Source organism: Aestuariibacter sp. A3R04 (genome assembly GCF_018860805.1).
Lineage (GTDB): Bacteria > Pseudomonadota > Gammaproteobacteria > Enterobacterales > Alteromonadaceae > Alteromonas.
This window is the reverse complement of the sequence record NZ_JAHKQR010000011.1, coordinates 333,495-353,107: the sequence shown is the minus strand read 5'-3', so window position 1 is coordinate 353,107 and position 19,613 is coordinate 333,495. Positions and strand designations below refer to the sequence as shown.

The 19,613-nt window shown below is 47.6% G+C and carries 14 protein-coding genes; 10 read left to right on the top strand and 4 right to left on the bottom strand.

Annotated features, from left to right (window positions below):
• Position 1 precedes the first annotated feature (1 nt).
• Both KO518_RS10940 and KO518_RS10935 read right to left on the bottom strand, forming a co-directional pair.
• Positions 2 to 946 (bottom strand): thioredoxin family protein, encoded by a 945-nt coding sequence (locus tag KO518_RS10940; RefSeq protein ID WP_216025877.1) that lies wholly within the window; start codon positions 944 to 946, stop codon positions 2 to 4.
• Between the two features lie 272 nt (positions 947 to 1,218).
• A complete protein-coding gene (locus tag KO518_RS10935) occupies positions 1,219 to 10,026 on the bottom strand; it encodes a GH36-type glycosyl hydrolase domain-containing protein (RefSeq protein WP_216025876.1) in 8,808 nt (2,935 codons plus the stop codon).
• Positions 10,027 to 10,549: 523 nt separating this feature from the next.
• Here KO518_RS10935 and atpD point away from each other — a divergent pair.
• The 10 genes from atpD to KO518_RS10885 all read left to right on the top strand — a co-directional run bounded on the left by atpD (position 10,550) and on the right by KO518_RS10885 (position 18,284).
• Positions 10,550 to 12,022 carry a F0F1 ATP synthase subunit beta gene (gene atpD, locus KO518_RS10930; RefSeq protein ID WP_216025875.1) on the top strand — a complete coding sequence of 491 codons (1,473 nt, stop codon included), beginning with the start codon at positions 10,550 to 10,552 and terminating at the stop codon, positions 12,020 to 12,022.
• Positions 12,012 to 12,413, top strand: coding sequence for a F0F1 ATP synthase subunit epsilon (locus KO518_RS10925; protein ID WP_252736095.1), 402 nt, complete (start codon positions 12,012 to 12,014; stop codon positions 12,411 to 12,413). The genes atpD and KO518_RS10925 overlap by 11 nt, the downstream gene beginning before the upstream one ends.
• Positions 12,410 to 12,790: an AtpZ/AtpI family protein gene (locus KO518_RS10920; protein ID WP_216025873.1), complete on the top strand. Its 381-nt coding sequence runs from the start codon at positions 12,410 to 12,412 to the stop codon at positions 12,788 to 12,790. Before KO518_RS10925 ends, KO518_RS10920 begins: the two co-directional genes overlap by 4 nt.
• Positions 12,777 to 13,136, top strand: a complete 360-nt coding sequence (locus KO518_RS10915) for an ATP synthase subunit I (protein ID WP_216025872.1) — start codon at positions 12,777 to 12,779, stop codon at positions 13,134 to 13,136. The genes KO518_RS10920 and KO518_RS10915 overlap by 14 nt, the downstream gene beginning before the upstream one ends.
• Positions 13,133 to 13,864, top strand: a complete 732-nt coding sequence (locus KO518_RS10910) for a F0F1 ATP synthase subunit A (protein ID WP_216025871.1) — start codon at positions 13,133 to 13,135, stop codon at positions 13,862 to 13,864. Before KO518_RS10915 ends, KO518_RS10910 begins: the two co-directional genes overlap by 4 nt.
• A 17-nt stretch (positions 13,865 to 13,881) precedes the next feature.
• The gene (locus tag KO518_RS10905) at positions 13,882 to 14,163 is read left to right on the top strand and encodes a F0F1 ATP synthase subunit C (protein ID WP_216025870.1); all 282 of its coding nucleotides are present in this window, start codon (positions 13,882 to 13,884) and stop codon (positions 14,161 to 14,163) included.
• Between the two features lie 3 nt (positions 14,164 to 14,166).
• A complete protein-coding gene (locus tag KO518_RS10900) occupies positions 14,167 to 14,979 on the top strand; it encodes a F0F1 ATP synthase subunit delta (RefSeq protein WP_216025869.1) in 813 nt (270 codons plus the stop codon).
• A complete protein-coding gene (locus KO518_RS10895; protein WP_216025868.1) occupies positions 14,976 to 16,508 on the top strand; it encodes an alternate F1F0 ATPase, F1 subunit alpha in 1,533 nt (510 codons plus the stop codon). Before KO518_RS10900 ends, KO518_RS10895 begins: the two co-directional genes overlap by 4 nt.
• On the top strand, positions 16,505 to 17,392 hold the full coding sequence (locus KO518_RS10890) for a F0F1 ATP synthase subunit gamma (protein ID WP_216025867.1): 888 nt from the start codon (positions 16,505 to 16,507) through the stop codon (positions 17,390 to 17,392). Before KO518_RS10895 ends, KO518_RS10890 begins: the two co-directional genes overlap by 4 nt.
• A 151-nt stretch (positions 17,393 to 17,543) precedes the next feature.
• Entirely contained in the window at positions 17,544 to 18,284 is a 741-nt protein-coding gene (locus tag KO518_RS10885; protein ID WP_216025866.1) for a Crp/Fnr family transcriptional regulator, read from the top strand.
• Between the two features lie 5 nt (positions 18,285 to 18,289).
• Here the strand turns inward: KO518_RS10885 and KO518_RS10880 are convergent, their stop codons facing one another.
• Both KO518_RS10880 and adhP read right to left on the bottom strand, forming a co-directional pair.
• Positions 18,290 to 18,535: a DnaJ domain-containing protein gene (locus KO518_RS10880; protein WP_216025865.1), complete on the bottom strand. Its 246-nt coding sequence runs from the start codon at positions 18,533 to 18,535 to the stop codon at positions 18,290 to 18,292.
• Positions 18,536 to 18,578: 43 nt separating this feature from the next.
• Complete coding sequence (gene adhP / locus KO518_RS10875) at positions 18,579 to 19,601, bottom strand: alcohol dehydrogenase AdhP (protein WP_216026870.1); 1,023 nt, start codon at positions 19,599 to 19,601, stop codon at positions 18,579 to 18,581.
• Positions 19,602 to 19,613: the final 12 nt, after the last annotated feature.

The following is a 19,613-nucleotide window of genomic DNA, read 5'->3' as shown; positions in this document are numbered from 1 at the left end:
GTTATAACCCTCCTTGTGCACGCAGATAGCGAACAAGGAACTCAGGGTCCTGTAATATCTTTTCGTTAAGCTCTTGCGCTGACATCGCAAGTGACACGCCGGGTTGAACAGGCCTGGTGGCATAGTAAGTTTGATCGTCAATCCAACCGGCTTGATAGGCTGCGAGAATGATTCGATTATTGAGCTCATCAAGGCTCATTGCGCCTTGGCCAATCGGAGTGATGACATTAGGCGGATCAACTAAGAACACGGCAGGGACAGTCGTAACGGACAAGGATTGAGCTTGTCCTGAATCGACTTTGTAATTAGGAAACTCTCCACCAGGTAAAGGCAAGCCATCGACAGCAATAGCAAACACCTCGAACCCATAGTTCAAGGCCATAGATTCGATAATTGGCGCTTGAGCATGACAGTAAGGGCAATCTGAACGATAGAAAAAGAACAAACCAACCCGTTTTGCTACTTCACCTAAAGCAATATCTCGTTGAGCGCCAGCTTCTCGATCCATCCGATTGGCAGCATAGGTCGCCAAGGGTCTGCGACTGATTTCATCCAAAACTGGATCGCCCATGACCACCTGCTGACTAACATCAGCAAACTGTGAGCCCTTATCCATCATGACGCGCTGGAGATACAGATAGGCTCTGACGTTCTCATTCGTCGGCTCATCAATTGCCTTGTCCATGAACGACTGCATGTGCTCACGAAACCAGGCAGCACTGAAAGGCTTTAGCCCGATCTGACTCGACTCTGCCGCACCAGATTCCAGCTTAATAAGCTCTTCAGCCTCCGCTGGCTCAGGAATGACCTGATACCAAAACCAGCCTTCCTGACCACGCTGATAGAATGGCTCGTCACTGGCATAGGCGGGTAAGATGAATAGAAAGAAAATAATGATTGGGATGGTCACCCATAGGATAAACCAAGGTAACAAAGGCGTTCTCATTGTCAGCTCCAGAAAATTTCATAGAGCTAACATGCTAAAGATCCCCGTAAGAGCGATTGGCAAGTTAGCTGAATAAATCTTTCGTGTTTCTGACTATCCGCTGTAAAACTGCTAAAACTCATTTGAGTCAAAGATAAAATTGATGCGATGATTTTCTGCTATGAGCTAAAAACTATGCGTATAAGTTATGTACCATGTAGTTGTAAGTAAATAATTTCTTTAAATTTCAAAAGCTACAGCTATCACCTTCAATTAAAAAGTATCTATTCGCACTATCTATAGGTCCAAATACTAATATTTAGTTTATGCATCTTTCCATCCAGAGGCACACGCACTATATTATTGGTTATTTGAATATCCATGCCATCAATCACTGCTCTGATATTTTTTTCCGCTATTAAAGAGTCTTCTACAGAAACTCTAGCGTTAAAGGAATCAACAAGATCAACCACTTGCACGACGGAAATAAAGTATTCGGTCTTGTCTATTTTTACGCTGACTTCAAAGCATGGCCAATCCAACGGAATGCAAGGTTGAATAGTCAGTTCTTTGCCTTCTCGATTAATACCCAGAATACCTTCCATTCCTGCTCGATACATCCATCCAGATGATCCAGTGTACCAAGTCCAACCGCCTCGTCCTGTGTGAGGTGCGACGGCATATACATCCGCTGCAACCACATAAGGTTCGACTTTATAACACTCAGTATCTTCGGCATTCAGGGTGTGATTAATTGGGTTTAGTAAATTAAACAAACTGCTAGCTTTGTTGCCATGACCCAATTTTGCATAGGCTAGAATCGCCCACATAGCGGCATGAGTATATTGCCCGCCGTTTTCTCGCAAACCCGGTGGATAGCCTTTTATATAACCAGGATCTTGGCTGGTTTTATCAAATGGCGGCGTAAACAATAACGCCAGTTTTGACTCTGGTTGAATCAAGTATTGCTCGACCGAATCCATGGCTTTCGCGGCGCGCTCTGGGTCACCCGCTTCGGATAAAACTGCCCAAGATTGCACAATAGAATCAATTCGGCATTCATCATTGTCTTTTGATCCTAACCAGGTGCCGTCGTCGAAACTTGCTCGACGATACCATTCGCCGTCCCACCCTTTCTCTTCAATCGATTCTCGGGCTTTACTGGCATGAGCCACCCACCGCTGTACTCGTTCGTCTTCATTACGAGCTTGCGCCAAGGGTGAGAACAAATGAATGGTACGAATCAGCAACCAGCCTAACCAAATACTTTCCCCTTTACCGCCTTCGCCGACACGGTTCATGCCATCGTTCCAATCGCCTGTGCCCATTAATGGCAGGCCATTTTCACCAGTCAGTTCAAGACATTGATCCAACCCGCGAGCACAATGCTCAAATAAGGTCGCAGACTCATCCGATTTCGTAGGATAAAAATACGCGTCATGCTGATTCGCAGCCAATATTGGCCCTTCTATAAAGGCGATGTTCTCATCCAAGATGGACATATCACCCGAAGTTTTAATGTAAATTGCGGTGGCATAAGCTAGCCAGACTCTATCGTCAGATATATGCGTACGTACGCCCTGTCCTGTGTGAGGCAACCACCAATGCTGTACATCTCCTTCAATGAATTGACGGCCCGCTGCACGTAAAATATGTTCTCGAGTCATATCGGGACGACGAAAAGTCATCGACATACCATCTTGCAATTGATCCCTAAAACCATAAGCCCCACTGGCTTGGTAAAACGCCGAACGAGCCCACATACGGCATGCGACTGTTTGATAAAGCAACCAACCATTGAGCATGATATCCATCGCTCGATCTGGTGTTTTCACCTGAACCGCGCCTAACAAGGTTTCCCAGTACTCGGTTACTTCCGCCAGAACCTGATCCAAATCAGCATTTCGATATTGCTCTATCAACTCCCGAGCTTTGCTGACCGAATCACATTGTCCAAGCAAGATCACCACCTCCACTGATTCATTTGGTTTTAGCTCAACGACACATTGTTGCGCACTACAGGGGTCCTGCCCTCCGCCCGTGCTACCAGATAACGGAGAATCTCTTAGCAAAGCGGCAGGCGCACTCATCCGACCATTACGTCCTAAAAACTCCGAACGATCAGTCGTCCACGACGATTGCATCCCGCTCATATCAGTAAATGCAACACGCCCTGGAAACGCCACACTCCAACGATTGCAAGCGAATAATGCATTTGACCCTGCCGTATCTAAATCTGTGGTAACAAAAGGTGCGGTTGCTCCGCGGGCGGTGCCTAATACCCATTCGATATAGGAAGTCACCGACAAACGACGGTGCTTTCCTGATTGGTTATGTAGCGTTAGGCGAGATATTTTAATAGGGTCTGAGAGCGGTACATATTGTAATAACGTTAAGCCCAAGCCATCGATTTGATGTTCAAAGCGACTGTAACCGTATCCATGATGGGCAATATACGCCTCCTGATCATTCGGATGCGATCGAAGAGGGTCTGCCGTAGTGCTAAACAACGCTAAGCTGTCTTCATCGCGTACGTAAATCGCTTCGCCCGATGCATTAGTAACAGGATCATTGCTCCATGGAGTTAGCTGATTCTCTCGGCTATTTTCTGCCCATGTATAACCCCCTCCTTCCGCAGCCACATGAAAACCAAAGTGTTGGTTAGCAATAACATTAATCCAAGGAACAGGGGTAAACGCGCCTTTTTCGAGAATAACAGTATACTCGCACCCACCTAAACCAAACCCACCTAAACCATTAAAAAACTCGAGCCCTTCTTTCAGCTCAGTTAACTGTTCTTTTACGCTTGATTTACGCGATTCAAGCGACATATTGTCACCATCAATGACGTCATACGGGACTTTCAAAGCAGGCGGCCAAATCGGCGATGAAGGTAGGCGTTGGATATGTTTACTGATGGAACCACGACGTGCAAGAAGCACGACTCGAGCAACAGATTTAAGTAAATCGCAAACCGACACATCCACTAAATCTGCACGCAGAACATGTACATTACCATGCACATGATCGCCATTGAATTTATCAACATGCTGAGGACGAGACTGGCTCCTTCGCACTGCGGCTTCAATGGCGCTTTGCAAGTCTTGTAAATAAGAACACGAGTGCTCGTTGATTATTACAAGGTCCACCGCCAGCCTTTTCATACGCCAGTATTCATAGGCGCGCAATAATTGCTTAACTTGTTCAATGTCTTCGACGTCATCAATACGCAGCAGCACAATGGGTAAATCACCACTAATCGAATGCGGCCACAACAAAGACTGACTCGCCATGCCACGATGAATGAATTCGGGTGAAACACGAAAACGCGGGTCTGCGTAAATAATCGGTGCCGCTAGTCGTTGAAAATCATCCGCCTCGGTTGGACTAATATCCAAATGACGCAATTGCACTTGCGCCTGCGTCCACGCTAAGGTTTTCGCTCGATCATAAGCGCTGCGGTCATGATGTCGATCAACAAGATCCATTAATTCTTCACGAGAAGACGCAACGACTGTCCAAAACGACACTCTCACCACACTGCCTGCTGGCACATGTACGGCATAGCGCAACGAGAAAATAGGGTCTAGAACAGTTCCGATTGAATTATTGAGATCGACACTCTCAACCGAAGAATCGTCACAATCAAACGCCGCCGCAGTGGCAATGGAATTACCTCGCCCAATAAACAAGGCTCGGTTGGTCTCATATTGAGGATCGGCTGTCACTTCCCCTTCGACAATAGCAAAATGCGCAGCCCAAATTGAAGGTTCTTCAGTAGCACGTTTGCGTCGGGTCGCAATTAGCGCATTATATTCAGGGACATAGTCAGTTTGCACAAACAGCTTAGCAAAGGCCGGATGAGCATTGTCAGTCGCTGGCGTTGTTAACACCAATTCAAGATAAGACGTTAGTTCAATGTCATGCGCTATGCGACCATTATTGCTCAATGAGATACGACGCACTTCACAATCGTCTTCACCAGATACCAAAACATCCATCGCAGTGGTGAAATCGCCATCATGGCGCACAAATTCCACATGATCTTCTTCAAACACACCCGCCGGATAATGATCTTCATCTTGCAGAGGCTGGGCAGAGCTCGACCAAAGATGACCTGTATTTTTATCTCGCAAAAAAATGAAACTACCATAATCATCACTTGTGGAGTCCTCCTGCCAGCGCGTTACAGCAATGTCGCCCCAACGACTGTAGCCCGCGCCAGTGGCGGTCAACATCACCACATATCGGCCGTTCGATAACAAATGTGTAATGGGCGAGCCTTCGGCAGTTGGACTTAGGCATCGTACTATCGGCGCAATCAGCACTAGAGAAGACGCGTAGGTTTTCACTTCTTCTGCTCTAGGATGACTAATGCAAACATCCCTTGGCATACGTTCTTGTAATAAGAGCTCACATGCCTGAATCATGGGTTCTTGATGAAAGCGTTGTCTAAACACGCCTTCCAGTAAGGCATTGGCAATGGCGACAATAGTCATGCCCTGATGATGCGCCATGAAACTGCGTACAATGGCAACTTGGCTTTCCGCAGGCAAACGTGCAGGCGTAAAGTCCAACGCCTCGTAAAAACCATAACGGCCACAAGCACCCATGCTGGTTAAACGATCGTAATTATCAACCGCCGCCTGAAGGTCAATCATAGTGGCAAGCCCCGTGGCATAAGGTGCGATCACTCTATTTCCCGCCAAGCCGCGTTTTAGACCAAGTCCCGGCACACCAAAGTTGGAATATTGATAAGTAAACTCGATATCACGCGCATTATAAGAAGATTCCGACACACCCCAAGGGATGCCAAGTTGTTTACCGTATTCCTGCTGACGCCCAACGATCAGCCGATTGGTCTGTTCAAGTAAACTGCCTGTTGGCGCTCGCATAACCAGCGACGGCATCAAATATTCGAACATGGAACCCGACCAAGAAATTAGAACCGAGCCGTTGCCCATGGGTGTTGCTGCGCGACCAAGACGAAACCAATGCTTGGTCGCCACATCGCCTTTGGCGATAGCAACCAAACTCGCCAATCGTGCTTCCGAAGCCAATAAATCGTAGCAATTTGGATCGAGACAGTTTTCGGCAAGAGAATAACCAATCGACAAAAGTTTGCGTTCAGGGTCAATGAGAAAAGCAAAATCCATCGCTAACGCCATGTCACGAGCTATGCTCACGAGCGCATTTAATCTAGCCAGCAAAGAGTCGTTAGATTTGCGTAGCTCAAGAGTATCGCGCTCCTGCTCAACCATCAGCTTATTTGCCGCTTCGATCCAATAAATGAAATCAGCATGACGACCCTGTGCAATTTCTTCGCCAGAACCTAATGGTCGTTCACGTGCAAGCTTGGAAGCTTTATTAGTCAATCGAATTAAAATTGGCGTTAAGGTCTCGATAGTCTGGCGGCTGTTTAATTTACTCGCTATATCGTCCAAAGTCGCAAGCAATGGATGCGAGCTATCCGTTATGGAGATGTTAATATCTCTAATATCTGGACTAACAGGGTTAGTTAGTGGTTTTGATTCAACCACTAAGGATTGTCTAGCCAATGCAATATTGTCCATAAAACCTGAGCGCACCATTGAGTTTGGATTAGCGGTTAAAGTGTCTTGAGATGGCCCAGCCACGAATTCTTCGCACCATTGCTTGCAGCTATTTGCCAGCGTTATCAAATGCCCAGCAAGATTGCCGCTGTCCACCGATGAAATGTATTCCGGCAACAAGGTATGCAAGCTTTGTGTGCCGTACCAATTGAAAAAATGGCCGTTGTGTTTTGGTAATTTTTCCAGTGTGACAAAGGTCGTTTCGAGTCTCTCAATCGTTTCGAATAACCCAGCCCAACCAAAATCTCGCGCCGCCACTGAAGACAACAGATACAAACCAATATTGGTCGGCGAAGTACGATGCGCCACCACAGGTTCTGGGTCTTCTTGGTAATTATCAGGCGGTAAAAAATTGTCTTCCTCTGTCACAAAGGTTTCAAAATAGCGCCACGTTTTGCGCGCAGTAAGACGTAAAGTGACCGCGCCAACATCGAGTTCATCAGGTCGCAACACTTCCGGTGATCGACTAACAAACAGGGCGACCAAAGGCGCAAGACACCAAAGCAAAGCAAACGGGAACAACAGCAGCCACACTGCCGGATTCACAACGATGACAAACAAGCAAACCGCCAAAGCAAGCAAGGTGCCACAGGCCATATTTTGATAAAAACCCGTCACCTTGGGTCGCGGACTCGCATGACTCTGCGCCGCGGTTTCCCATTCCAAACAACGTCGATGCGTCACACCTAAACGCAACAAGGTGCGTGCAATCGCATCCAAGGAGCGCCAGCTTTGATCAGGAAGAAAAGTGATAGACAAAAAAGTCTGACTTAAAGCAAGACGTAAATCCCCTAACCAGAGTTGAAAATGGTTGCTGGTGTCCACGCCAGAACGATGAGGAATCATCGAAAAAACACAAGGCAGCAAAGGCGGAATAGCCATGACAGCCAATAACACAACCGTAAAAAACACCACCGACGACGGAAATAACAGCCAACTTAACACCAAGGATAACAAGGTTGTTGGAGCCACCAGCGACCGCCTTAAATTATCGAGTAGCTTCCAACGCCCCAGACTGGAACCCCCCTGTTCTGTCGGCTTGCTCATAATCCACGGCAATAGCTGCCAATCGCCTCGCATCCAACGATGCTGGCGTTTCGCGGCGACATCGTATCGGGCCGGAAACTCTTCCACCACTTCCACATCTGAGACCAAACCAGCACGAGCAAAAATACCTTCGAACAAATCGTGGCTCAGCATGGTGTTATTCGGCACACGATCCGCCAGCGCGGCTTCGAACATATCGACATCGTAAATGCCTTTGCCAGTAAAAGAACCTTCGCCGAAAAGATCTTGATACACATCTGAAATCGCCGCCGCATATGGGTCTATACCGCCAGGAGCAGAAAAGATACGCTGGAACAAAGAACCTTCCGTACCGACTGATAAAGACGGTGTGACACGAGGTTGAAGAATCCCGTAACCCGCGACAACTCGCTGTTTGACTTTATCCAAACGTGGACGATTCAACGGATGCGCCATTTTGCCGATCAATCGCAACGCTGTTTCTCGTGGCAAACGCGTGTCAGCATCAAGGGTAATCACGTAACGAACATCACTCGGCACACTAGGCGCTTTGCCCTGAATAGCAATAAAAGTGGTGTCCGTTGCGCCGCGTAATAATCGATTAAGCTCATGCAACTTACCGCGTTTTCGCTCCCAACCCATCCATACATTTTCACTCGGATTAAACAGTCGACGGCGATGCAGCAAGATAAAACGTGGACCAGATGGACCCTCTTCGTAGCGCTGGTTTAATTGTTCTATTTCAAATGCCGCCCGTTCCAACCACACCGTATCACTTTCTAATTCTTCCAAATCAGCATCTTTACCATCAGTTAATAAGGCAAAGCTCACATCACCGCCGATGCCGCTAAGATAATGCACTTCTAGGCGTTCAATTTGTTCTAATAAATCCTCTTCTGAAGTGAGCAAAGTCGGCACGGCGATTAAGGTTCGTAACGAGCTCGGTACGCCAGCTTTTAGCTCAAGCCCCGGTAGCATCACCGCACCAAATCGCCATGTCACTAAACGATTGACGATGGCAAACGCCACTTCTGTGGCAGGAATAAAGGCCACCACTGCCCACAGCAACCAAGGTTGTGCGTGAAACGCTAGGAATCCTGCGAATAAAATACTAATGGCAAGAAAAGCCAAGGCGACAATGGCAATCGTACTGCAGTAACCCGCGACGCCTAGGCGTACGTGAAAGCGCCTAACTCTTAACCGCATGGTCGGTGTATAGGCGATGGATTTTTCGAAAGCCAAACGCCCTTGTTCAATCAGATAATAACCCGGGTCACCAAGACGTTTTTTTTCAACATCAGCTTCTTCCGTTAACGTTTCTGTCGCTTCTGCATTGGTTGAATCAGCACTCTTTGACTCAAAAGACTTTACGCTGTCTTTCGCCATTTCTACGGCGCGCTGGGCAATGTCTATTTCCGAATAATCACAGCCTCGTGCTAGTTCCTCTACGGCACTGCGATACAAGTTACGAGTCGGAAAATCCATTTGGGCATAAAGGTCATAACGGTAAAATTCTTGATCGACCAGACTGACTTTCTCAAACATTTCCGACCAATCAATATCAGAAATCAAGCGCATACTGGTGATCACATTGCGAATGGTGACGTTCGATGCACCTTGGCGTTGCTGGGCATGTTGCACAACGTCTTCAACAGAAAGACCTTGTAGCTGCAAACGCTGTTCTAGCCATTCATGCGCGGGCGTAGTTTTCGGGTCTTGGTCACGTAATCTCTTTGCCAGTTGCGCAGCAAACACTTCCGATAAAGGCCCCGATGATCGTGCGGCGATATCTTCTTGTAACGCCGAATAAGCACAACCTTCCACTAAAAGTCGTACTGTTAACTGATCTGCGTCTTGGCGTGCTTTTCGACCAACGGCAATTTGATCGGCTAAACGTCGCAAGTTTTCAATCAATACAATACGCAGCGTGATCGGCACCGCCCATAATTCACCGATGGTAAGCGGTTGCACAGTCTGATAAGCATGAATAAAACGCACGAGAATCTCTGGATCAATATGACTATCTGTGTGAGCTACAAACGCCCAGGCTAGACCAAATACTCGCGGATATCCGACAAAAGGTCCGCTAGCCAATTTGGGTAATTGACGATAATAACTGTCTGGTAGATCGTCTCGAATTTCGCGGATTTGTTCTTCCACTAAATGATAGTTATCTAGTAGCCATTCTGCTGCGGGAACAACACTACGTCCTTGTTCGAGCTCCGTCGCACAGCCTCGATAAGACTTCAACAACGATCTAGCATTATCATCCAACCTCGCTTGTAACGATAAGACAGACGTTTTTTTGTCGAGAACCTGCTGAGCCTTAGCCAAACTTTTTGCATGCTCTTCAAGCCGCGCTATACCAAATAAAGCCTCGCGAACGGGCGAAGTGCTATGCCATATTGTTTGGGAGTGTTGTTGCCCAAGTCGTCCAAATAAGGAAGTAACGGTATGTAACATAAGCATCTGCCCTTTAGGTAGGAAATCTTGTAATCAACCCTCTAGTTATACTAGTCAAGCCTTGGGATAGGTGTCTGTACGCAAGCGAACAGACATACATAAGCAGGAGGATCAAGGCAATGATGAGCTCTACAAAACCGACGCAGAAATAGGACGATGCATTATGTTACTCAGCATGATCGACTAAGAGAAATATGCACAAGCGAAAGCAAAGGAAGCTGAAGTAGAGCAAGCTGCTCCAACAATGGGCCAAAATAACTTCCTGTCACCAGCCCAGCCCCAGCACAGGGGCTAATGAATTGGCTTTATTCTTAGGCGTTAATAATTAACTCGGCTAAGACATGCTGGATTTTTACGGGTAGATATACGCTTAGTAAATAAACGAAGCGCCTTTGCAATGCTTAATGCCCTTTTAAATCTGCATATATGTTCGTTACTGCACAGAGCTGGCTACTGGTTTTTTATTACACTGGTGTCTGTAGTCTCTCATTCCCATTTTTAGAGCAAGGTACATTCGAAACCTATGACATCAGCCCGCTCGTCTAACAATATTGGCACCGTAATTTCGATTAGCGGCAGCGTCGTGGATATTCGCTTTGACGATCATCTACCAGAGATTCGTTCTTTATTGCGTACTGGCAAAGACAACAGCATTGCCATTGAAGTGTTTTCCCAATTGGATAATCAGCGGGTGCGCGGTATTGCGTTAACACCGACGCAAGGTCTCGCCCGTGGTATGAAAGTGGAAGACACTGGCAAACCGCTGCAAACCCCCGTTGGCAAGGGGATTTTGTCGCGCATGTTTGATGTGTTCGGCAATACGATTGATAAAAAAAACGCATCGACCGACGTTGAATGGCGCTCGGTTCATAACGAGCCGCCGCCGTTAGCAAGACGCTCCACCAAGACCGAAGTATTCGAAACCGGCATCAAGGTGATCGATGTCCTAATGCCGCTAGAACGAGGTGGCAAAGCGGGCTTGTTTGGCGGTGCGGGCGTGGGCAAAACCGTCTTGTTGACAGAGATGATTCATAACATGGTTGGCCAACACGCGGGCGTGAGTATCTTTTGCGGCATCGGAGAGCGTTGCCGAGAAGGCGAAGAGCTGTATCGCCAGATGAAAGAAGCGGGCGTGCTGGACAACATGGTGATGATGTTCGGTCAAATGAACGAGCCACCGGGCGCGCGTTTTCGCGTCGGTCATGCGGCTTTGACCATGGCAGAATATTTCCGTGATGACGAACATCGCGATGTCTTACTGCTGATGGACAATATCTTTCGTTTTATTCAGGCGGGCATGGAAGTATCTGGCTTAATGGGGCAAATGCCAGCACGTTTGGGTTATCAACCGACCATGGGCACCGAGTTGTCACAACTCGAAGAGCGCATTGCCAATACCGGCAGTGGCGCGATTACCTCGATTCAGGCGGTGTATGTGCCCGCCGATGATTTCACCGATCCTGCCGCCGTACATACTTTCTCTCACCTTTCCGCTTCCATCGTGTTATCCCGAAAACGCGCCAGCGAAGGGCTTTATCCCGCCATAGATCCTTTGCAATCCAGTTCCAAAATGGCGACGCCAAGTATTATTGGCAAACGCCATTACGATCTCACGCAAGAGATTCGCCGCACCTTGGCGCAATACAGCGAATTGAAAGACATTATTGCCATGCTTGGCATGCAGCAGCTCTCGCCCGAAGACCGCAAGGTCGTCGGGCGTGCTCGTCGTTTAGAGCGGTTTCTCACTCAGCCCTTTTTTACCACCGAACAATTCACAGGCATGTCTGGCAAATTGGTCAGTCTTGATGATGCCTTAGATGGCTGCGAGCGGATTTTGCGAGATGAATTTGAAGATTTTCCCGAAAGCGCGCTTTACATGATTGGCGCGATTGACGAAGCCCATGAGAAAAACAAACAAGCTGCTGTAGACGGCGATAAGGCAGATAAACCACAAGCCGAGGAGGACGAAGGTGCCACAAGCCTACATGACGCTTAAGGTTTTGCTGCCTCATAAAGTATTCAGCGAAGAACAAAACGTGCTGCGAATCGTCGCGACCACACCGCAAGGAGCGTTTGGCATTTTGCCAAATCGATTGGATTGTGTGGCGTCTTTGTCGGCGGGCATTTTAGTGATTGAAGTGGATGGCGAAGAAGAAGCTTACATCGCTGTAGATGAAGGTGTGTTGGTGAAAACCGGAGCCGAGGTGCGGATTTCCGTGCGTAACGCTATGAATGGCATGGGATTAGAAGATTTACGTCACGCCCTAGAAGACGAGTTTATTCAGCTTGATGAGCAAGAACAGAAGTTACGTTCAGCATTAACCAAGATGGAAAGCGGTTTTGTGCAGCGTTTAGTGGCGTTTAAGCAGGATGCGAGTGTGTCATGAAAGACGATGATGAAGACAAAAACCTGACTAAACCAGACCGTAATCTAAATCGCTCTCTCAATCACAAATCGAAAAACAACTACAGCAAGCAAGTAGGCTCGGTCGCGGCGCGTAAGCTAAAAGCGCAGCGACACGTGACCAAAACCGTTTGGTCTGGCTTGGGCATGATGGGGTTGGTTGGCTGGTCGGTTGCGATTCCAACTTTGCTTGGCGCGGCGTTGGGCATTTGGTTGGATGACCATTACCCAAGTGAACGTTCGTGGACGCTGGCCTTGCTGGTCGTTGGCCTGTGTTTGGGCTGCTTTAATGCTTGGCACTGGGTGCAAAAAGAAGACAAAGACATTCACCAACCAGAGGACAACGATGATATTAATTGATTTTAGTGACAACTTTTGGGGTGGTCTGGCTTATGCCATCTTGGTTGGTGTGTTATTAGGCGTTTTTTATTTTGCAGGGCTGTGGTGGACAGTGCGTCGATTGGGTTCTAGTCGTGTGGTCGCACCGTTGTTTTTGTTCAGTATGTTGTTTCGCATCAGCGTGGTGATGGTGAGTTTTTATGTGTTTCTGGGCAATGACTGGCAGAAACTATTGTTAGGTTTGCTTGGCTTTATGATCTTGCGTTTGTTCGCGACGCGGCTGATTCGTTTGAAAGACAATCCCGTCATTATCAAACCGATTCATACCCTTAAAGAAAAACATTCTCACACGGAAGAGCGTTTATGAACCTGACGCCAGATCTCATTGTGTATTGGCAAATGGGCTTTCTAAAGCTCAATGCGACCATCGTCTTTACGTGGTTGGTGATGTTGGTGCTGGTGGTTGGGTCGATTCTAATCACTCGAAACCTGTCCAACAATTTGCAACGCTCGCGCTGGCAAAATGCCCTAGAAGTGGTTGTGATCACCATTAATCAACAAATCGAAGAAGTGGGTTTAAGCCAGCCGCAGAAATACATTGGTTTTCTTGGGTCGCTGTTTTTATTCATCGCGTTATCGGCGCTTGGCACCATTATTCCGGGTTTTGAACCTCCGACAGGTTCGCTTTCCACCACAGCGGCGCTGGCCTTATGTGTGTTAATCGCGGTGCCTTTGTTTGGTATTCAAGAGCAAGGTTTTGGTTCCTATCTGTCTTCCTATACCAAGCCAACCATTATTATGTTGCCGTTTAATATTATCAGCGAAGTATCGCGAACCTTGGCATTGGCGGTGCGATTGTTCGGTAACATGATGAGCGGCGCGATGATCATCGCGATATTGCTGACGATTACGCCGTTCTTATTTCCCATTGTGATGACCTTGCTCGGTTTGTTAACCGGCATGGTTCAGGCTTACATCTTTTTCATTCTCGCTACCGTGTATATCGCCGCGGCGACTCGCTCCTCCAAAGCACGCACGCAGCAAAAAGCCGCTCAACAACCAGAAAACCAAAAAACAAACGAATCAAAACGATGAACATTTACGGAGTAACTATGGACAGCATGACACTGATTGCAATGGTTTCAATTATCACCGCAGGGCTAACAATTGCCATCGGCGTAATCGGGCCATCATTAGGGGAAGGTAAAGCGGTGGCAACGGCGTTAACCTCTTTGGCTCAACAACCGGATGCCTCGGCGACGATTACGCGAACCTTGTTTGTCGGTTTGGCGATGATCGAATCCACGGCGATTTATTGTTTTGTCGTATCGATGATTTTGCTATTCGCCAATCCTTTTTGGAATTACGGCATTGCTCAAGCGGCAGGTCAATAAATCATGCTGATCGATTGGTTTACCGTCATTGCGCAACTGATCAATTTTTTGGTTCTCGTTTGGTTGCTAAAACACTTCTTGTATCGTCCTATTTTGAACACGATTGACGCTCGTGAAAAACGCATTGCCGATGAACTGGCCGACGCCGATAGCAAAAGAGCCGAGGCCGAGCAGCAGCGAGAAGCGTTCCTGCAAAAGAACGCGGAATTCGAGCAACAACGCACTGCGAAGATGAACAAAGTCGGTGAGGAAGCGAAAGCCGAGCGGACGCGATTACTTGAAGAAGTCCGACAAGAGTCCGACGCGCTGCGCAGCAAGCTAGAGCTGGCGCTTAAAAACGAACAACTGAGCTTGAAAGATTCCCTAAGCCAGCGAGCACGAGAAGAAGTGTTCGCCATCGTGCGTAAAGCGCTTAGTGATCTTGCTAGTACCAGTTTGGAAGCCAGTATGGCAGAGGTTTTTGTGACGCGTTTAGACGCATTAGCGGATGCTGAAAAGACCAGTTTGCAAGCGGCTTTTCAAGATTCGACTAAACCTTTAATCGTGCACACGGCGTTTGATCTGCCTAAAAAACAAATCACCCAGATTACCAAGGCGTTACATGGCTTGTTGGGCGATGGCGTGGTGATTGAATTTGCCACGGATGCTCACGTGATCGGCGGGATTGAGGTCCATTCCCACGGCCAGAAAATTGGCTGGAGCATCGCCGATTACTTGACCACGCTGACCAAGCGAGTCAATGATGTGATGCTTTCTCATCGTGCTGTTCAAGATGAAAGCCCTGAGTCTGAGAAAAACCAAGAGCAGGCTTCATGATGTCGATGTTTGACGGATTATTTGCGGATTTTAAACAGGCTCGAGAATCGTTCGAACCCGCTTTGTCACCACGAGAAATTGGCAAGATTACCAGTGTCGCCACGGGAATTGCCAAGGTATCTGGTTTGCCCAATGTTGGTTACGACGAGTTATTGCTTTTTCCCGGTGATATTTATGGCATCGCCTTTAATGTCGATGAAGACGAAATTGGCGTGGTGTTGCTTGGCGAATACTGGCATTTGCAAGCCGGTGATGAAGTCGAACGGCTTGGTCACGTGGTCGATGTGCCGGTTGGCGATGGCTTGATTGGTCGCATTATTAATCCAATCGGTAAACCTTTGGATGGCAAGGGCAATCTGGCGACCACCGAGCGCTTGCCTATCGAACGACCTTCGCCAGTTATTATGGATCGAGCTGGTGTGAGTGTGCCGCTGCAAACGGGCATTAAGGTAATTGATGCCTTGATTCCAGTGGGACGCGGGCAGCGCGAATTGATTCTTGGTGACCGACAAACCGGCAAGACGGCGATTGCCATGGACACGATTCTCAATCAGCGCGGCAAAAACGTCTTATGTGTCTATTGTGCCATTGGTCAGCGCGCGTCTGGTGTTGCTAAAGTTATTGCCACGTTGCGCGAACAAGGCGCGATGGAATACACAGTCGTGGTAGTGACGGAAGGCAACGAGCCGCCGGGCTTGGCTTATGTTGCACCTTATGCCGCGACCAGCATTGCGGAATATTTTATGGAACAGGGCCGTGATGTACTGATTGTCTACGATGATTTGACGCATCACGCTCGTGCGTATCGTGAATTGTCCTTGTTGTTGCGTCGTCCACCAGGGCGAGAAGCCTTTCCCGGCGACATTTTTTATATTCATTCACGTTTGTTAGAAAGAGCGACCCATTTAAGCGACGAGCTGGGCGGCGGTTCGCTCACCGCTTTGCCAATTATTGAAACCGAAGCGCAGGATATTTCGGCGTATATTCCGACCAATCTTATCTCCATTACCGATGGGCAAATTTACCTTTCGCCGGCGTTGTTTGAGCTGGGTATTTTACCCGCGGTTGATGTGGGGAAATCTGTGTCTCGTGTGGGCGGTAAAGCCCAAAGAGCCGCGTATCGCGGCGTCACGGTGGATCTCAAATTGGCTTATGCACAGTTCGAGGAGCTGGAAACCTTCGCCCGTTTTGGCGCGAAGTTAGACGACGATACGCTGAAAATCATTGAACATGGTCGACGCATCCGAGCCTGCTTGAAGCAGCCTGAATTTGCGCCTGTGTCTATGGCAGAACAAATCGCCGTGTTAGTCGCCTTGACCGCAGATTTGTTTGACGACATTGAGTTAGACAATATGCCCGCCGCGGAGCAAGCTGTTCGGGATGCTGCTGCGAACATCCCCGATGAGATTGTTGAGCGTTTAGAAAGCACCGACAAATTAAGCAAAGAAGATAAAGCGGTGATTTTAGAACTTGCACGCCAAGCGCTTGACACCTTCAACACTGACACAGATTCAGGTGAGCCAAGATGACAGACAGTATCGCCAGCTTGCGTCACAAAATTACCAGTGCTCAAGACCTAGAATCAGTAGTGCGCAGTATGAAAACCATCGCGTCGTCGAGCATTGGTCAATATGAAAAAGCCGTGCATTCGCTCGACGATTATTATCAAAACGTGCAGTTGGGATTGTCGGCGTGTTTGTCGCAAAGTACCCAATTAGAACAGGCTGCGGTGATCGTGCATCGATCTCAGAAAGACGCACCCGCCATCGGCGTGATTGTGTTTGGCTCGGATCAAGGTCTAGTCGGCCAATTCAATGAAGTCATGGTCGAGTTTGTGGTCGAATCGTTGGCAACATTGTCGGGCAATAAAATGCTCTGGGCCGTTGGTGAGCGGGTTGAGTCTCGCTTGATAGAGACGGATTTAAAGACCGAAGCAAGCTTTGAATTACCTCATTCGATCAATACCATTACTGGATTAGTCGGTGAGATTTTAATTGAGCTGGAAGCAAAACGAGATCAAGGACGGATTGACCAAGTCTTTTTGTTTCATCATAAACCCGAAGCCAATTCGATTTCTCGACCCGGGAGTCAGCAACTTTTGCCTTTGGACGCGGCTTGGCAACAAGAGCTTGTAGCGATTGATTGGCCAAGTAATAACCTTGTGGAAGTGATGCCATATCAGGATCAAACACGTCATGCTTTTGTACGTGAATATCTGTTTGTCAGCCTGTTTCGAGCCTGTGCCGAATCCCTTGCGAGCGAAAATGCCTGCCGACTTGCCGCCATGCAGCGAGCCGAAAAGAACATTGATGAGATACAAGAAAATCTCAATCAAACTTTTCATAGACTGCGTCAAAGTGATATCGATGAAGAGTTATCCGACGTGTTATCTGGATTTAATGCGTCAAATTAGGATCTAGATCAGGATTTTAGTGAGTAAATTGCCAGATAAAGGTTAGTGTGTTCGTTAGCGCTCGGAACTTTGAATAATTAAGCGATAAATATGCTTTTCTATCGCCTTATTGCAGCATAATTTCCACTTGAAAATATTTAAGGATTATTCTATGTATGATTCTATAGATACGACCTATTCACCATTACAAAACTATCTCTTAGCAGCCTTACCTGAGCAAGTGCAAGCGCGTATATTTCCTTTTATTGAGTTAGAAAAACTGGAATTAGGGCAAGTGATGTATGAAGCAGGCGACAAGATGGCTTATGTGCACTTTCCTGTCGATGCCATTGTGTCTCTGCTTTACGTAATGGAAAGCGGCTCGTCAGCAGAAATTTCTGTTGTTGGCCACGAAGGTTTGGTCGGCGTTGCCTTGTTTATGGGCGGAGAAAGTACGTCTAGTCGAGCCGTAGTGCAAAGCTCGGGACATGCGTATCGCCTAAAGGGTAACAAATTAAAGGAAGAATTTAATCGACACGGTAGGCTACTGGAGTTGATGCTCCGTTATACACAATCCTTGATCACACAAATGTCGCAAACCGCTGTGTGTAATCGTCATCATTCGATTGACCAGCAATTGTGTCGGTGGTTGTTATTATCACTTGATCGCTTGCCAGATAACCATCTCACCATGACTCAAGAATTAATTGCCAATATGTTAGGCGTGCGCCGTGAAGGCGTTACCGAGGCCGCTGGTAAATTACAAAAACTCGGCGTGATTGATTATCACCGTGGTCACATCACCGTGCTAGACAGATCAAAACTCGAAGAATTGAGCTGCGAATGTTACGCCGTGGTGAAGACAGAAACCGATCGTCTGTTGCCTTATGGGTTGCCGAAAAAGTCAGCCTGATTCAATCATTTAAAATGGTGTTTTAACGTGATGACATCATTCATTGACGAGCTTCTGTGAGCCGATTGTTTGTTTGCTAGTTTCAGCGCCGCATAGGCTTCAGTAATTTCTTTGAACAAGGGCTCGCAATTTTCTTGCTCAGAAATATCTGGATGATATTTGTGGGCAAGCTTGCGGTAAGACTCCCTGATTTCTCTTGCTGATGCAGTGAGTTCAACTTCTAACGTTTTGTAATAATCATTGAATGGCATGATCAGTCTCCTATCTATTTAGAAAGATGAACTCAAATATTTTTTAAATCGTTGCGAAATCAATGACCACTCGCGACGGAACATCACCATTTTCTAAACGCTTAAAAACATCGTTAATGGCGGACAATGGCTGTAGCTCAATGTCAGCTTTTACTTTGCCTTCGGCGGCAAAGGCTAATGCTTCGGCCATATCTTGGCGTGTGCCTACAAACGAGCCGCGAATGGTGATGCAGTTAGCAACTACGTCGAATAACGGCACTGGGAATTCACCCGGTGGCAAACCAACCAGTACACAAATGCCACGTTTACGCGTCATGGCAACCCCTTGATTGAAAGCAATCAGCGAAGGTGCGGTGATTAATACGCCATGACCACCGCCGCCTGTTGCCTTGACTACGGCTTCAATCGAGTCTTCGTGTTTGGCATTGACCACAGCGTCGGCGCCAAGTCGCGTCGCGTGATCGAGCTTTTTGTCGTCGATATCCACCGCACAGACATGCAAACCCATGGCTTTAGCGTATTGAACCGCCAAATGTCCAAGGCCACCGATACCGGAAATAACTACCCAATCGCCCGGTTTTGCTTTGGTTTCTTTAAGGCCTTTGTAAGTGGTAATGCCCGCGCAGATCAGCGGCGCTGCTTCTGTGGCAGATAAGCCAGCAGGAATGTGAGCCACGTAATTTGGGTTAGCGAGTATGTATTCAGCAAAACCACCGTTTTTGGTATAGCCGCCGAACTCGGCTTCGCCACACACGGTTTCCCAAGCAGCAAGACAATGTTCACAGTGACCACAGGCAGAATAGAGCCAAGGCACACCGACACGATCGCCTTCTTTGACAGCGGTAACGCCTTCGCCTAATGCCACCACAATACCAATGCCTTCATGGCCTGGAATAAAGGGAAGAGAGGGTTTCACTGGCCAGTCGCCCGCTTCAGCGTGCAAATCTGTGTGACAAACCCCGCAGGCTTCAGTTTTAACCAAGATTTGGCCTGGACCGGGAGTCGGAATATCGACTTCTTTAAGAACGAGACCTTGGCCGAATTGTTCGACAACGGTTGCTTGCATTTGTTTAGTCAT

What these genes read in the sequence shown, in the direction of transcription:
- atpD (WP_216025875.1), top strand. Translation starts at nt 10,550, where the DNA reads ATGACATCAGCCCGCTCGTCTAACAATATTGGCACCGTAATTTCGATT.
- KO518_RS10925 (WP_252736095.1), top strand. Translation starts at nt 12,012, where the DNA reads ATGACGCTTAAGGTTTTGCTGCCTCATAAAGTATTCAGCGAAGAACAA.
- KO518_RS10935 (WP_216025876.1), bottom strand. Translation starts at nt 10,026, where the DNA reads ATGTTACATACCGTTACTTCCTTATTTGGACGACTTGGGCAACAACAC.
- KO518_RS10890 (WP_216025867.1), top strand. Translation starts at nt 16,505, where the DNA reads ATGACAGACAGTATCGCCAGCTTGCGTCACAAAATTACCAGTGCTCAA.
- KO518_RS10940 (WP_216025877.1), bottom strand. Translation starts at nt 946, where the DNA reads ATGAGAACGCCTTTGTTACCTTGGTTTATCCTATGGGTGACCATCCCA.
- KO518_RS10895 (WP_216025868.1), top strand. Translation starts at nt 14,976, where the DNA reads ATGATGTCGATGTTTGACGGATTATTTGCGGATTTTAAACAGGCTCGA.
- KO518_RS10915 (WP_216025872.1), top strand. Translation starts at nt 12,777, where the DNA reads ATGATATTAATTGATTTTAGTGACAACTTTTGGGGTGGTCTGGCTTAT.
- KO518_RS10920 (WP_216025873.1), top strand. Translation starts at nt 12,410, where the DNA reads ATGAAAGACGATGATGAAGACAAAAACCTGACTAAACCAGACCGTAAT.
- KO518_RS10905 (WP_216025870.1), top strand. Translation starts at nt 13,882, where the DNA reads ATGGACAGCATGACACTGATTGCAATGGTTTCAATTATCACCGCAGGG.
- KO518_RS10910 (WP_216025871.1), top strand. Translation starts at nt 13,133, where the DNA reads ATGAACCTGACGCCAGATCTCATTGTGTATTGGCAAATGGGCTTTCTA.
- adhP (WP_216026870.1), bottom strand. Translation starts at nt 19,601, where the DNA reads ATGCAAGCAACCGTTGTCGAACAATTCGGCCAAGGTCTCGTTCTTAAA.
- KO518_RS10900 (WP_216025869.1), top strand. Translation starts at nt 14,167, where the DNA reads ATGCTGATCGATTGGTTTACCGTCATTGCGCAACTGATCAATTTTTTG.
- KO518_RS10880 (WP_216025865.1), bottom strand. Translation starts at nt 18,535, where the DNA reads ATGCCATTCAATGATTATTACAAAACGTTAGAAGTTGAACTCACTGCA.
- KO518_RS10885 (WP_216025866.1), top strand. Translation starts at nt 17,544, where the DNA reads ATGTATGATTCTATAGATACGACCTATTCACCATTACAAAACTATCTC.